Origin of the sequence: Pseudoxanthomonas sp. F37 (assembly GCF_022965755.1) — a bacterium.
In the GTDB taxonomy this organism is placed as follows: Bacteria; Pseudomonadota; Gammaproteobacteria; order Xanthomonadales; family Xanthomonadaceae; genus Pseudoxanthomonas_A.
On the sequence record NZ_CP095187.1, the window covers coordinates 1,541,480 to 1,556,591 of the forward strand.

General features: G+C 67.6%; 11 protein-coding genes. 7 read left to right on the top strand and 4 right to left on the bottom strand.

All coding sequences use genetic code 11. The features are described from left to right. Positions 1-11: 11 nt before the first annotated feature. The 6 genes from truB to MUU77_RS07135 all read left to right on the top strand — a co-directional run bounded on the left by truB (position 12) and on the right by MUU77_RS07135 (position 7,249). On the top strand, positions 12-962 hold the full coding sequence (gene truB / locus MUU77_RS07110) for a tRNA pseudouridine(55) synthase TruB (protein WP_245093212.1): 951 nt from the start codon (positions 12-14) through the stop codon (positions 960-962). A gap of 153 nt (positions 963-1,115) precedes the next feature. Next, entirely contained in the window at positions 1,116-1,376 is a 261-nt protein-coding gene (gene rpsO / locus MUU77_RS07115; RefSeq protein WP_162108519.1) for a 30S ribosomal protein S15, read from the top strand. Between the two features lie 183 nt (positions 1,377-1,559). Further along, on the top strand, positions 1,560-3,668 hold the full coding sequence (gene pnp / locus MUU77_RS07120) for a polyribonucleotide nucleotidyltransferase (RefSeq protein ID WP_245093213.1): 2,109 nt from the start codon (positions 1,560-1,562) through the stop codon (positions 3,666-3,668). Between the two features lie 406 nt (positions 3,669-4,074). After that, positions 4,075-5,340 (top strand): MFS transporter, encoded by a 1,266-nt coding sequence (locus tag MUU77_RS07125; protein WP_245093214.1) that lies wholly within the window; start codon positions 4,075-4,077, stop codon positions 5,338-5,340. 112 nt (positions 5,341-5,452) lie between these two features. Beyond that, positions 5,453-5,989: a hypothetical protein gene (locus MUU77_RS07130; protein WP_245093215.1), complete on the top strand. Its 537-nt coding sequence runs from the start codon at positions 5,453-5,455 to the stop codon at positions 5,987-5,989. A gap of 117 nt (positions 5,990-6,106) precedes the next feature. After that, positions 6,107-7,249, top strand: a complete 1,143-nt coding sequence (locus MUU77_RS07135; protein ID WP_245093216.1) for an NAD-dependent epimerase/dehydratase family protein — start codon at positions 6,107-6,109, stop codon at positions 7,247-7,249. A 28-nt stretch (positions 7,250-7,277) separates the two neighbouring features. On the opposite strand, the gene MUU77_RS07140 is transcribed toward MUU77_RS07135, so the two are convergent. The 3 genes from MUU77_RS07140 to MUU77_RS07150 all read right to left on the bottom strand — a co-directional run bounded on the left by MUU77_RS07140 (position 7,278) and on the right by MUU77_RS07150 (position 12,143). Further along, the gene (locus MUU77_RS07140; RefSeq protein WP_245093217.1) at positions 7,278-8,759 is read right to left on the bottom strand and encodes a DUF1501 domain-containing protein; all 1,482 of its coding nucleotides are present in this window, start codon (positions 8,757-8,759) and stop codon (positions 7,278-7,280) included. A gap of 9 nt (positions 8,760-8,768) precedes the next feature. Then, positions 8,769-10,640: a DUF1800 domain-containing protein gene (locus MUU77_RS07145; protein WP_245093218.1), complete on the bottom strand. Its 1,872-nt coding sequence runs from the start codon at positions 10,638-10,640 to the stop codon at positions 8,769-8,771. 99 nt (positions 10,641-10,739) lie between these two features. Next, complete coding sequence (locus MUU77_RS07150) at positions 10,740-12,143, bottom strand: GntP family permease (RefSeq protein ID WP_245093219.1); 1,404 nt, start codon at positions 12,141-12,143, stop codon at positions 10,740-10,742. A gap of 173 nt (positions 12,144-12,316) precedes the next feature. On the opposite strand from MUU77_RS07150, the gene MUU77_RS07155 reads away from it, so the two are divergent. Beyond that, entirely contained in the window at positions 12,317-14,542 is a 2,226-nt protein-coding gene (locus MUU77_RS07155) for a TonB-dependent receptor (protein ID WP_245093221.1), read from the top strand. Between the two features lie 83 nt (positions 14,543-14,625). On the opposite strand, the gene MUU77_RS07160 is transcribed toward MUU77_RS07155, so the two are convergent. Next, entirely contained in the window at positions 14,626-14,970 is a 345-nt protein-coding gene (locus MUU77_RS07160) for a hypothetical protein (protein ID WP_245093223.1), read from the bottom strand. Positions 14,971-15,112: the final 142 nt, after the last annotated feature.

The window sequence follows — 15,112 nt, forward strand, 5'->3', positions numbered from 1 at the left end:
CGTTCCTCCCGATGGCGTCGCCCAAGCCCAAGTTCCGCTCCCTTGACGGCATCCTGCTGCTGGACAAGCCGCAGGGCATGAGTTCAAACGGTGCCCTGCAGGTCGCGCGCCGCCTGTTCAGGGCGGAGAAGGGCGGCCATACCGGCAGCCTGGACCCGCTGGCCACCGGCCTGCTGCCGCTGTGTTTCGGCGAGGCGACCAAGATCGCCGGCCTGCTGCTGGGGTCGCGCAAGGCCTACGACACGGTGGCCGTGCTCGGGACCACCACCGATACGGACGATGCCGACGGCGCGCCGCTGCGCGAGCGGCCGGTGCCGCCGCTGGACGCGGCAGTCGTGCAGGGGGCGCTGGCGCCGCTGCTGGGCCGCATCCGCCAGCGTGCCCCCATCTATTCGGCCCTCAAGCAGGGGGGCGAGCCGCTGTACGCCAAGGCGCGCCGCGGCGAAGCCATCGAGGCCCCCGAGCGCGAGGTGCAGGTCCACGCGATCGACCTGCTCGACCTCGCTCCCGGCCGCATCACGCTGCGTGTGGAGTGCGGCTCCGGCACCTACGTGCGCAGCCTGGTCCGCGACCTGGGCGAGGCGCTGGGCTGCGGTGCGCATGTCGGGTCACTGCGCCGGCTGTGGGTGGACCCGTTCAGGAACCCGCGGATGTTCACCCTGGAGTCCTTGCAGGCGCTGGCCGCGGAGGGTGGGGAAGCCGCGCTCGATGCCTGCCTGCTGCCCATCGAGGCCGGCCTGGCGGGGTTTCCCCGGGTCGACGTGGATGCCGATGGCGCCCGCCGGCTGGGGCAGGGCCAGCGCCTGCGCGGGCAGCCGCCCAGCGACGGACCCGTGGCCGTGCATGGCCCGGACGGCCGCGTGCTGGGCCTTGCGACGGTCGATCCGGCGGGCGTGCTGGCGCCGCAGCGCCTGTTCACCTGGACCGCCCAAGCGGCCCTCCCGGCGGGCGGCAGCCAATAAAACCTTGTTTCAAAAGGACCTGGCGGCTACACTACGCCGCCGGTTTCATGCCGGCCTCTGCAACATTCCCCAGTTTCATCAACGGCGAACCAGGCGGTGCGCGCGGAGGACAGCCCGCGTTCCTGCAGGTCACGCATCCAACGAGAGAACACCATGTCCGTCGATACCCAGAAAGTGATTGCCGACAACGCCCGCGGCGCCAACGACACCGGCTCCCCGGAAGTCCAGGTCGCTCTGCTGACCGCCCGCATCGAGCACCTGAGCGGCCACTTCAAGACCCACAAGAAGGACCACCACAGCCGTCGTGGCCTGCTGCAGCTGGTCAACCGCCGCCGCAGCCTGCTGGATTACCTGAAGCGCAAAGACAACGAGCGCTACAAGGCCCTGATCGAAAAGCTCGGTCTGCGCCGCTGATGCAACACCCCGCCGCGGCGCAGAGATGCGCCGCGGTTTGCATTTCAGGGAACGGAATGCGCTGTACCCGCGGACCGCACCGGGCCCGCACACGCTGAAGCACCGGCCGGCACCCCCGGCCACCCGCGCGCGGCAAGGGTCGCGCCCGGTCCAACCCGAACAAGGCATCCCCAAGGAAACCACGTGGCAAAGATCACCAAAACCTTCCAGTACGGCAAGCACACCGTCACCCTGGAGACCGGCGAAGTCGCACGCCAGGCCAGCGGCGCCGTCATCGTCAACGTCGACGACACCGTACTGCTGGTCACCGCCGTCGCCGCCAAGAGCGCGCGCGAAGGGCAGGACTTCTTCCCGCTGACCGTCGATTACGTCGAGAAGTTCTATGCCGGCGGCCGCATCCCCGGCGGCTTCTTCAAGCGCGAAGGCCGTCCGACCGAGAAGGAAACGCTGATCTCGCGCCTGATCGACCGGCCGATCCGCCCGCTGTTCCCCGAGGATTACAAGAACGAAGTGCAGATCATCGCCCAGGTGATCTCGCTGAACCCGGAAGTGGATGGCGACATCCCCGCCCTGATCGGCGCCTCCGCCGCGCTGTCGCTGGCCGGCACCCCGTTCCAGGGCCCGATCGGCGCCGCCAAGGTCGGCTACAAGGACGGCCAGTACATCCTCAACCCGACCGCCAGCGAGCTGAAGGAATCGCAGCTCGAGCTGGTGGTCGCCGGCACCAGCGGCGCCGTGCTGATGGTCGAATCCGAAGCCGCGCTGCTGTCGGAAGACGTGATGCTGGGCGCCGTGACCTTCGGTCACCGCGAGATGCAGAAGGTCATCAACGCCATCAACGAGCTGACCGTCGAAGCCGGCACCAAGCCGTCCGACTGGGTCGCCCCGGCCAAGAACACCGCCCTGATCGCCGCGCTGAAGGAAGTCGTCGGCGGCCAGCTGGTGGAAGCCTTCAAGATCCACGACAAGCTGCAGCGTCGCGACGCCATCGCAGCCATCAAGAAGGACGTCAGCGAACAGCTGGCCGGTCGCATGGAGTCCGAAGGCTGGGACAAGGCCGAGCTGTCCAAGGAGTTCGGCGAACTGGAGTACCGCACGATGCGCGACTCCGTGCTGGACACCAAGGTCCGCATCGACGGCCGCGCGCTGGATACCGTGCGCCCGATCGCCGTGAAGGCCGGCGTGCTGCCGCGCACCCACGGTTCGGCCCTGTTCACCCGTGGCGAGACGCAGGCCATCGTGGTCACCACGCTGGGCACCGCACGCGACGGCCAGATCATCGACGCGGTCAGCGGCGAGTACAAGGAACACTTCCTGTTCCACTACAACTTCCCCCCGTTCTCGGTGGGCGAGTGCGGCCGTTTCGGTGCGCCCAAGCGCCGCGAGATCGGCCACGGCCGCCTGGCCAAGCGCGGCGTGCTGGCGGTGATGCCGTCGATGGAAGAATTCCCGTACACCATCCGCGTGGTCTCGGAAATCACCGAGTCCAACGGTTCCTCCTCGATGGCCTCGGTCTGCGGCAGCTCGCTGGCGCTGATGGATGCCGGCGTGCCGGTGAAGGCGCCGGTCGCGGGCATCGCGATGGGCCTGGTGAAGGAAGGCGACCGCTACGTCGTGCTGAGCGACATCCTGGGTGACGAAGACCACCTGGGCGACATGGATTTCAAGGTGGCCGGTTCCGCCGAGGGCATCTCCGCCCTGCAGATGGACATCAAGATCGACGGCATCACCGAGGAGATCATGCGTGCCGCGCTGGCGCAGGCCAAGCAGGGTCGCCTGCATATCCTGGGCGAGATGTCGAAGGCGCTGACCACCCCGCGCGCCGAGCTGTCCGAGTTCGCGCCGCGCCTGATCACCATCAAGATCCACCCCGACAAGATCCGCGAAGTGATCGGCAAGGGCGGTTCGGTGATCCAGGCCATCACCAAGGAAACCGGCACGCAGATCGACATCCAGGACGACGGCACCATCACCATCGCCTCGGTCAACGGCGCCGCCGGCCAGGCCGCCAAGGCCCGCATCGAGCAGATCACCTCCGACGTCGAGCCGGGCCGCATCTACGAAGGCAAGGTCGCCAAGATCATGGACTTCGGTGCGTTCGTCACCATCCTGCCGGGCAAGGACGGCCTGGTGCACGTGTCGCAGATCTCCAACGACCGCGTCGAGAAGGTCAGCGACGCGCTGAAGGAAGGCGACGTGGTCAAGGTCAAGGTGCTGGAAGTCGACAAGCAGGGCCGCATCCGCCTGTCGATCAAGGCCGTGGAAGAAGGCGAGGGCGTGTCGGCCGAGTAAGCCGCACGACATCGCAAGGCGTGACGGAAAAGCGGGCTTCGGCCCGCTTTTTCTTTGGATGGGGCCGACCCTCTCCAATGAGCGATGTTGCTGGCTCTTTCCCCTCTCCCCGTCTGCGGGGAGAGGGGGGGCCGAAAGCCTGCCCCGTAGCTGATACGGGGGAGGGTGAGGGGCGATGCCGGAGTCGCGATGTTTCATCGTGCGTGATGCATCGAGTGCTGCTCTCCCCTCGGTCGGTTCGTCTGCTGTGCCATTGAGTGCCTTGGCTTCGTCGCCCCTCATCCGGCCTTCGGCCACCTTCTCCCCGCAGGCGGGGAGAAGGATTCACGCCATGCACGATTGCGCAGGACACAGCGTCTTCGCGCATGCGAAGAATGCCGACGTGCCGTCGACGATAATGGCGTCCATGAATTCGTCGAATACACGCACCCCCGCGCCAGCATCCCTCTGGTCCGGCCGCGGCCTGGTGCTGCTCGGCATCGTGCTGTCCGCCTTCAATCTGCGCACGGCGGTGACCTCGCTCACGCCGCTGCTCGACACGCTGGGCGACGCGTTCGGCTTCGGCGCGACCATGACCGGCGTGTTCGGCATGCTGCCGACGGCGGCGTTCGCGCTGTTCGGGGTGGTCACGCCGGCGCTGGCGCACCGCATCGGCCTGGAACGGACCGCACTGCTGGCGATGCTGCTGGCCATGCTGGGCCTGCTGCTGCGCAGCGCGGCGGGCGACACGACGGCGCTGGTGGCGGCCTCGCTGACCGCGCTGGCGGGCATGGGCATCGGTAACATCGTGCTGCCGCCGCTGGTGAAGCGCTACTTCGCCGACCGGGTGGGCACGGTCAGCACGCTGTACATCTCCGTGCTGCAGGCGGGCACCATCCTGCCGGCGCTGGTCGCGGTGCCGGTGATGGAAGCCGCCGGCTGGCGCATCTCGCTGGGGCTGTGGGCGGTGTTCGCGGCGGCGTCGGCGGTGCCGTGGTGCCTGGTGCTGTGGCAGGAGCGGCAGCGCAACACGCCCCTGGCGCGCGTGCACGACGCCGCCGTCACCGTCGACGACGAGGCGCCCGAACTGGCGGCGCCACGCCCCGCCGGTCGCGCCTGGCGCTCGCCGGTGGCCTGGGGCATGGCGCTGATGTTCGGCATGACCTCGCTGGTGACGTACTCGATGTTCACCTGGCTGCCCAAGCTGCTGGTCGAAGCCGGCGCTACGCCCGCGCTGGGCGGCACGATGGTGGCGCTGTTCTCCGCGCTGGGGCTGGTGGCCTCGCTGACCATGCCGCAGATCGCGGTGCGCATGCGCAATCCCTTCATCGTGGTGGTGGTCTGCGTCGGCTTCTATGCCGTCGCTTTCGCGGGTCTGCTGCTGGCGCCGATGGCGGCGCCCGCGCTGTGGGTGGCCTTGTTGGGCATGGGGCCCAGCACGTTCCCGCTGTCGCTGACCCTGATCAACCTGCGCACGCGCACACCGGAAGGCTCCGCCGCGCTGTCCGGCTTCATGCAGGGCGTGGGCTACACGCTGTCCTGCGCGGGACCGCTGGCCTTCGGTCTGCTGCACGAACGCACGCACGGCTGGACCCTGCCGATGGCGTTCCTTGCGACCTGCGTCGGCGCGTTGCTGATCGGCGGCTATCTGGCCTGCCGGCCGCGGTATCTGGAAGACACTTGGCACGCGTGAGCAAGATGGGTTGAGCCCCAGGCGATACCCATCATCGTGGCTTCAAACTGCTCCTTGATGGGTATCGCTGCGCTCCGCCCATTCTGCGAACTTCGACTTTCTGTAAGCGGCGATGTTGTCGAGCGCATGGTTCACTAAGGGAGCCAATGCAGGGGGCGAGGGCGGCCGCCGAACGAAGGAGCGATTTGCCGCCACCCGGTTTGACGATCACTCGGGCGAGCCCGAATACTTCGCCGGCACGATCACCAGACGCACAGGGAAGATCCATGTTGGGGGAGACGTCTTGAAACCAAAATCGGCCATCTTGGTGGCGGGGGCGCTGTTGTCGCTGGCGGCTGGGGCTGCTGCGCAGTATTTCTATCCGTTCGCAGAAAGCAGCCCGGTGGACGTTGTATTGACCATCGTCGGCGCGCTGCTGATCTTCGCTTGGTACCGTTTCGATTCCGCGCTGTCGGGATACCGTCGCAGCGCCGGGCTGAACGTTGCGATCGTCGCGATCGCCCTCTTGGGGCTCCCCTACTATTTCTTCCGCTCCCGCGGTGCGAAACGCGGCCTCATCGCAACGATCCTGTTCCTGCTGACGATAGTCGGCTCCGCCCTGCTGACAATCGCCGGTCGTGCAATCGTGTACTACGGTCTGCAGAACTAGCACGGTCCCGCGACCTCATTTCGGCGGTCCACAAGAAGTCATAACGACTTCCGGCAGGGGCTTGCCGGCCGGGGCGGTGCTATCTAGTCGGTTTCCGACACCGCTGGGGAGCACCGCATGACCACCCGTCGTGACCTGTTCAAGCTGGGCGCGCTGGCCGCCGCCGCGGCCGCGCTGCCGTCGTTCGCCTCCGCCGCCGGCCAGGCCAAGCCCGTGGGCAAGGCCGCCAGGCCATTGGACATCCTGATCCTCGGCGGCACCGGCTTTACCGGTCCGTTCCAGGTCGAGTACGCGCTCAAGCGCGGGCACAAGGTCACCCTGTTCAACCGTGGCAAGCGCCCGTCGCCGGAGTGGCCGGCCGCGGTCGAGCAGTTGCACGGCGACCGCAACACCGGCGATCTCGCCGCACTGAAGGGGCGCAAGTGGGACGTCTGCATCGACAACCCCACCAGCCTGCCGTTCTGGGTGCGCGATGCCGGCCAAGTGCTGAAGGGCAACGTGGGCCATTACCTCTTCATCTCCACCATCTCGGTGTATGCCGACAGCAGCAAGCCGGGCATCGACGAGAACTCGCCGCTGGCGCAGTACAAGGGCAAGGATGCGATGGCCGAAACGCAGCAGACCCTGCGTGCGGACATCGAGAACCTCTACGGCCCGTTGAAGGCGCTGAGCGAAGCCGAAGCGCACAAGCAGTTCGGCAAGAACGTCACCATCGTGCGCCCCGGCTATATCGTCGGCCCGCGCGACGAGACCGACCGCTTCACCTACTGGCCGCACCGGGTGGCGCAGGGCGGCGAGATCCTGGTACCGGGGGATGGCCAAGATCCCATCCAGATCATCGACGGCCGCGACCTGGGCGAGTGGATGATCCGCCTGGCCGAGGCCGGCACCACCGGCACCTTCAACGCCTGCGGCCCGGACTACCCGCTGTCGATGGATGCGATGCTCTACGGCTGCCAGGCGGTCACCGGCGGCGGCATGACGCTGACCCACGTGTCGCCGGCGTTCCTGGACGAGCAGCAGGTCGGCCTGCCCATCTGGGTGCCGTCGAAGGACAACCCGTATGCCGGCTACGGCGCGGTCAGCAACGAACGCGCGATCGCCGCCGGCCTGACCTTCCGCCCGCTGGCGACCACCGTGCAGGATCTGCTGGCATGGTTCGGCAGCCTGCCCGCGGAACGCCAGGCCAAGCTGGGCGCCGGCATCACCCGCGAGAAGGAAGCCGAGCTGCTGAAGGCGTGGCACGCGCGCAAGGGGTGAGCCTGGGCTCCCTCCTGCAGACGGTGGTTCAGCGCTCCCGGCGCACCAGTGTGCGGTCCACCGGGCCGCGGCGCTGCCAGTCGGGCACGACGCGTCCGGTGGGCGCGTTGTCGGCCACGGTCGTGGTGCCTGTACCGGCGGCCGCCAACGATGGGATCGACGCCGCGGTGGCGGCCTCTTCCCGCTTCGGCGCCAGGTCGGTGCCCTGCACGATGCCCAGCGGGGCGTAGCCGGTGTAGCCGGGGAACACCTGGCTGAGGTTGGCGTTGCCCATGCGGCGGATGAGGATTTCCGACATCACGCGGCGGTAGTCGGTGGTCACCGGCACGTCGCCGAAGGTGGGCGAAAGCGTTTCCGGATTCAGGCCCGGCCAGTTGCCGTAGAAGCGGCGGCCGTTGACCGCGCCGCCGAGCACCAGCAGCGGGTTGCCGTAGCCGTGGTCGGTGCCGCCATTGGCATTGGCGCGCACGCGGCGGCCGAATTCGGACTGCACCACCACCGTCACCCGCGCCATCTCGCCGCCGCCGTTGAGTTCGGCATAGAACGCGGCCAGCGCGGCGGAAAGCTCGTTGATCTTGTTCTGGTAGTAGTGGTAACCGCTGCCTGCCGTGCCCTGGCCTTCATGCGTGTCCCAGCCGCCCAGGTCCAGGGTGGCATAGCGCAGGCCCAGGTCGAAGCGGATGGTCTGCGCGATGGTCCACAGCTGCTGGGCGAAACCACCCGTCGGCCAACTCGCTGGCAGGCTGGCATACCCCTGCTGGCCGATCAGGCGCAGCGCACCGTCGGCGCGGCGGCCGGTGATTTCCATGCCGGTCTGGCCGTTCCACAGCGAGGCGACGGTCTCGGCCACGCCGCGCAGCCCGGCAGGGGAATCGGCGCGCGTGCGCTGCCAGCTCCATGCGGTGGTGTTGAGCGAAAAGTCCGACGGGCTGCTCATCGTCAGCGCATCCACCGCGCCCATCAGGCCGGCCGGCTGGGTGCCGCTGACACCCAGTGCGGGCAGGGTCCCGGTGCCGCCCGGGCGGGTTTCCCATGCGCGCGTCATCCAGCCGGTGGGCGAGCCGTACTTCCCGGGCGTGCCCAGGTCGATGTACAGCTGCGCGTCGAAATGGCTGCGCGTCACCGTGGTGGCCATGCCGCAGGCGTGCACGATGGCCAGCCTGCCGTCGTTCCACAGGTCGCGCAGGCCGGTGGCCGAGGGATGCAGTCCGAAGCCCGTGTCCGTGCCGTTCGCCAGCAGCAGCGGCAATGCCCCGTAGGCACCGCTGGTGGCGATCTGCAGGCTGGGCCGCGCCTCTTCGTAGAAGCCGCGGTCCGCGCCTGTGGTGGGAACGACCAGATTCAGGCCATCCAGCCCGCCACGCAGGAACAGGTGCACGACGGTGTCGTAGCTGTTCACGGCGGCATCCACCGGATCGGCGAACATCAGCGTGCCGCCGGTGGCGCCGACGATGGCGGCGCTGCCGCAGCCTTTGACGAACTCGCGCCGGGTCAGTCGTAGATCGCGCATGGCAGGCCCTCAGCGGCTCATGAATTCGGGAGTCAGCAGGATCAGCGCCACCAGGCTGCGCAGGCGCTCGTGGTTGTAGTGCCGTTTCAGGTCGCTGCCCTGCCAGGTGTTGGTGTCGGCGATGACATAGGTGTTGGGGTCGCCGTTCTGCGCCATGAATGCCACCAGCGCCTGCTTGCGCGCCGCTTGGGGCTGGTAGCCCAGCAGGCGGGTGCACCACCAGGTGACCAGGTTGTTCGCGGTCCAGTTGGCGACCGGCACGTTGGCGCGCGTGGTGTCGACGATCGGATGCAGCGGTACCTCGCCGTCCCGGGTCTCGGTCAGCCAGCCCAGCACGCGCCAGGTCATGGCGAAGGAGTTGGAGCCCGACCATGCCAGGCCGGTGTCCGGATACCCGTTCGGTGCCGGCCAGTTGTACGGCGCATGGCCGGTGAAGCCGTACAACCACATGAAGTCGTTGCTGCGGCCGTGGTCCGGGCGCAGCGTCCAGTCGCCGCCCAGCGCGCGCATCGCCGCCACCGCGGCATCGAAGGGGCGGCGGTTCTTCTGGCCGAAGCTGTTGATGAAATCATCGGAGTTCAGGATGTGGCGCATCACCCGTTCGATCTGGTCCGGCGCCTGCCAGTTCGCGCGGAAGATCGCCGCGGCGCTGTCGATCAGCGCCTGCTTCGGTGTGTCGCTGATGAAGCGTCGGATCAGCTTCTTGCAGATGAACTTGGCCACGCGCGGATGGCTGGCCAGCCGGTCCAGCACGTCGCGGCCGTCCTTCATCGCCGGCTGTTCGGGATAGATCAGCATGCCGAGCAGGAACTTGGGGCCGGCATCGTGCCAGGACTGCCGGTAGACGAAGGTACCGTCGTTCTCGCTGGGGAACTGCCAGTGCCCGTTCTTGGCCGACCAGCCGGTGAAGGCCGCCGATGTCTCGTACACATCGATGTCGGTGTAGCCGATCGGGTAGGCCGGGTCCTCGGGGCAGGGCGGCACCTGGAACGGGTCCATGAAGCCCAGGTAGTTCTCCGCGCCCAGAGTGTGCAGTTCCAGCAGTTCGCGGGCGAAGTTCTCGTTCGGGCCCGAACGAGAATTGCTGATGTTGTCCAGGTAATAGAGCATCGCCGTGCTCTGCGCCACGCCTTCCAGCATCGTGCGGAAATTGCCCTTGGCGTTGGCGCGGATCACGTCGCGGTCGTAGTGCACGAACACCGGGCCGACGCTGAAGTCGGTGCCCAGCACGTTGAAGTGGTCGTGCCAGAAGTTCACCAGCACTTCGCGCAGCTGCCGGCGCGAGTACACCGCGCGCACGAAGGCCGCGCGCTGCACCTCGTTGGCCGGACGCATGCGGATGCTGTGCTCGGGGTCCGGCAACACATGGTCGGCCCACAGCTGGGTCAGCGACTTGCCGAGGGTGGTGTAGCCGGCCGCGTTGAGGCGGTTGCTGACCGCACTGTCGTCGATGGCGTCCCAGTCCAGCTGCCAGTCCACCCAGTTGGCCAGACGCTGGCGGTCGGTACTGCCCAGTGCGTTGAATTCGGCGATGCTGGCGGCGGTGGCACCATAGCTGAGGTTGTTCAGGGCCTGCACGGCAAAAGGCGGACGCGCCATCGTCAGCAGGCGCGGATGGGACTGGCCCATCATCACGCGGCCGCCGCTGCCGGCGGCGACGGCCTCAGGCGCGGGCGTCGTGTCCTTGGGACTGGGCCGTTCGCCGCCCTTCCAGCCGTACAGGCGGTTCAGTCGCTGGCGGACCTGGGCGGTGAGGTCGGCCTTGCGCCGCGGCACCGGTGCGTCGGTCTCCGCGCCGGCGCGGAGGGCCGGGCCGCCCGCGGCGCGGCGGACGGGCCCGCGCGCAGCGAACCGGCGCCACGGAAGGGTATAGCGCGCCATGCGGTGTTTCCCACATTCCCCAGGAAGGCGGCAGTATTGGCCAGGACCCCGCACGCCGTTTGCGACAGCGCGCACAGCCCGGTCATGCCGGACCCCGGGTCAGACCAGGCCGGTGGCGTAGAACGTGCCGATCACCACGAACACGGCCGCGGTCTTGATCAGGGTGATGGCGAAGATGTCCTTGTACGACTGCCGGTGGCTCAGGCCGGTGACGGCCAGCAAGGTGATCACCGCACCATTGTGGGGCAGGGTGTCCATGCCGCCGGAGGCCATCGAGGCCACGCGGTGCAGCACCTCCATCGGGATGCCGGCCGCGTTCGCGTTGGCGATGAAGCTGTCGGCCATCGCCGCCAGCGCAATGCTCATGCCGCCCGAGGCCGAACCGGTGATGCCGGCCAGCGCGGTGACCGAGATCGCCTCGTTGACCAGTGGGTTAGGGATGGCCTGTAACGCATTGGCCACCACCAGGAAGCCCGGCAGGGCGGCGATGACGGCACCGAACCCGTATTCCGATGCCGTGTTCATCGAGGCCAGCAATGCGCCGCCGATGGCGCTCTTCGTGCCTTCTGCGAAACTGGCGAACACCGGCTTCCACGCGAACGCGATCACCGAGACGATGCCCACCAGCAGCGCGCCCTGCACGGCCCAGATGGCGGCGACCTTCGAGATTTCCTGCACCACGGGCGCGGGGTTGCCGATGACGGCAGGCACGAAGGATTGGCTGTCGCCGTAGAAGCCGGGAATCCAGCGGGTGAACAGGAAGTTGGCCACGCCCACCAGCAGCAGCGGCAGGATCGCGATCAGCGGATGCGCCAGGCGGTCGCCGTTGAAGGGCTCCGGCTCGTTGCGCAGTTCCGCGCCGCCGGCATAGCCCTCGCCATTGCGCGCGGCCACCCGGCGGCGCCATTCCAGGTAGCTCATGCCGACGATCAGGATGAACACGCCGCCGATCGTGCCCAGCACCGGCGCGGCCCAGCCGGTGGTGCCGAAGAACGACGTCGGGATGATGTTCTGGATCTGCGGCGTGCCCGGCAGTGCATCCATGGTGAAGGTGAAGGCGCCCAGTGCGATGGTGCCCGGCACCAGCCGCTTGGGGATATCGCTCTGGCGGAACAGTTCCGCCGCGAACGGGTACACCGCGAACACCACCACGAACAGCGACACGCCGCCGTAGGTCAGCAGCGCGCACACCAGCACGATGGACAGCATGGCGCGCTGCGCGCCGACCACCTTGATGGTGGCTTTCACTATCGCCTTGGAGAAGCCCGAGATCTCGATCAGCTTGCCGAACACCGCGCCCAGCAGGAACACCGGGAAGTACAGCTTCAGGAAGCCGACCATCTTGTCCATGAACAGGCCGGTGAACATGGGCGCCACCAGCGAGGGATCGGTCAGCAGCACCGCGCCCAGCGCCGCGATGGGCGCGAACAGGATGACGCTGTAGCCGCGGTAGGCCACGAACATCAGGAAGCACAGCGCGGCCAGCACGATCAGGAACGACATCCACGACTCCTCGGCCAGCGCCGGTTGCAGGTGCGGCGAGTATCGGCAGGGCCGTGGCGGCCGTCCCACTGTACGAAGGTACGATGCCGCCCGCGCGGCCCGCCCTCTAGTGTTCGCTCCAATCGGCGGCATCCGCCCGCCGCCAACGTCATACCCGGGAGGAGGGGAGACCCATGAAGCGCAAGCATCTGAGCCTGGCCATCGGCTGCGTCCTGTTGTCGTCCGTGCCGGTGGCATGGGCGCAGGAGGCCGCGCCGGCCGGCGACACGCCAGCCGCCAACGCCACCACGCTGGATTCGGTCAAGGTCACCGCACGCAAGCGCGAAGAGACCCTGCAGGACGTGCCGGTGGCCGTCACCGCGTTCACGCCGGAAACCCTGGACAAGCTGAACATCAAGGACCTGGGCGACCTGGACGCGCAGGTGCCCAACCTGACCGTGTACGCGGCGCGTGGCTCCACCAGCACCGTCACCGCCTACATCCGCGGCGTGGGCCAGGCCGATCCGCTGTGGGGCGTGGACCCGGGCGTGGGCATCTATCTGGACGACGTCTACATCGCCCGTCCCCAGGGCGCGTTGCTGGACGTGTTCGACGTGGAGCGCATCGAGGTGCTGCGCGGTCCGCAGGGCACCCTGTACGGCAAGAACACCATCGGCGGCGCCATCAAGTACATCTCGCGCGGCCTGCCGCAGGAGACCACGGGCTTCGCCTCGGTCACCGTGGGCAACTACAACCAGCTGGACGTGAAGGCGGCGCTGGGCGGCGAGATCGGCGGCAAGGACAGCGGCCTGCGCGGCCGCGTGTCGGTGGCCAGCATGAACCGCGACGGCTTCGGCGAGAACAAGCTCAACGGCCAGCAGGTCAGCGACAAGGAGATCAATGCGGTCCGCCTGCAGCTGGGGGCGTACTCGCAGGACGATTTCGACGTGCAGTTCGCGTTCGACTATCTTGACGACCAGTCCGGCGTGCGCGGCGGCAAGCTGTTGTCGGCCAACACCAGTGCGACGGCGAACTTCCTGTTCCCGGGGTTGTCGGCCTATACCCCGATGGACAGCCGCTACGACATCTACAGCGCGATGCCCAATGTCAACGACACCGAGATGAAGGGGCTGTCGGCGACCGTGAACTGGCGTCCCAACGACGACTGGGCGTTCAAGTACATCGTCGCCAAGCGCGAGTCGGATACCGAGACCAACATCGATTTCGACATGACGCCGTTCCCGGTCGCGGACGTGAAGGCGTTCTACAGCGACAGCCAGGTGACCAACGAAGTGCAGGCCAACTACGATGCCGGCGGTCGTGCGCGCGGCGTGGTCGGTATCTACCATTTCGATGGCGATGCTGGTGGCCAGGTGCTGAACAACTTCTTCGGCCTGAGCTTCGGCGACACCCAGGGCGTGGTGAATACCAGCAGCCTGTCCGTCTATACCGACTGGACGTTCGACCTGACCGATCGCCTGAAGCTGGACGTCGGCGCCCGCTACACCGACGAGGACAAGCATGCGGTGGCCTACAACATCGGCTATACCGATGCCACCTTCACGGTTCCCAACGGCGTGGTGGCCGCGAACTTCGACAAGACCATCAACTTCAAGAACGTCTCGCCGAAGGTCTCGCTGGACTACCAGATCACGCCCGACATCATGGTCTACGGCCTGGCCTCGCGCGGCTTCAAGTCCGGCGGCTACAACATCCGCGCCAATACCACGGCGGTGCCGCGCTCGGGCGAGCCGTTCGACGACGAGCAGGTCGACAGCTTCGAGGTCGGCAGCAAGATGTCCTTCCTCGACCAGCGCCTGTTCCTGAACCTGTCGGCATTCCACAACAAGTACGAGGACATCCAGCTGTCGGTGTTCACCCAGTACATCGACGGCAACGGAAACCCGCAGTTCTTCGGCGACTTCACCAACGCCGGCAAGGGCACGGTGAACGGCGTGGAGGTGGAGTACCAGTTCCTGCCCACCCAGCACTGGCTGATCAGCGGCAACCTGGCCTGGCTGGATGCCAAGTACGACGAGTTCATCACCGGCGGCGTCAATGTCGCCGACAGCCAGTACTTCACCAACGCCCCGGAATTCTCCGGCGCACTCAACGTGGAGTACCGCACCGATCTCGCGAACGGGGGCAACCTCTCCGCGCGGGTGACCTACTCCTACCAGTCCGAGGTCTATCCCACCACCGACCTCAGCGAGGCGATCAAGCAGCCCGGCTACGGCCTGCTCGGTGCAGGCGTGGTCTGGCGCGCGAACGACGCATGGTCGTTCTCGCTGCAGGGGACCAATCTGACCGACGAGGAATACCGCACCACCGGTTACAACCTGCAGGCGGCGCTGGGCGTCCTGTCCGGCTTCTACGGTCCGCCGCGCCAGTACAGCCTGACCGCGCGCTACGACTTCTGACGCGCAACCCGAGGCGACGCGGCGCTGCGCATGCAGTGCCGCGTCGTCGTTCGTGCACGGGCGGGTGGAAGGCCGGCGCGCCCTCAGGGCTTGCGGGCGGGACGTTCGGGCTTGCGCGGCGAGGCCAGGTACTCCTCCGCCAGCAGGCCGGCCACGCCGGTGGTCGGGGCGGGGGTGCCCTTGTCGGTCCTGGCGACGGCGCACTCCTGCTTGTCCTGGGCCAGGTTGGGGCAGCTGACGCATTGCCTGCCGTCGGTGTTGTTGACGCAGATCTCGTAGTTGTCGCCCTTGTTGGCGATGCTGCAGTCCGGGCCACGCGATATGCAGATGCCGAGCGCGGTGCTGGTGCGCGTTGCCCAGGCGGGCGCGGATGCGGCAATCAGTACGAGGGACAGCGCGACAGCGCGCAGGAACATGTGGTTGTGCATGACGATCTCCTTGTTCGACTCCGTGTGGGCACCCCCTTGGGCCCGGCGATGACGGAACCGCAGGGCGTCCACCCCGTCGGGGGGCGTCACGCATCGGTTTCGTCATGAGGAAGAACGAGGCCCTGCGGAGACGTCGGCCACG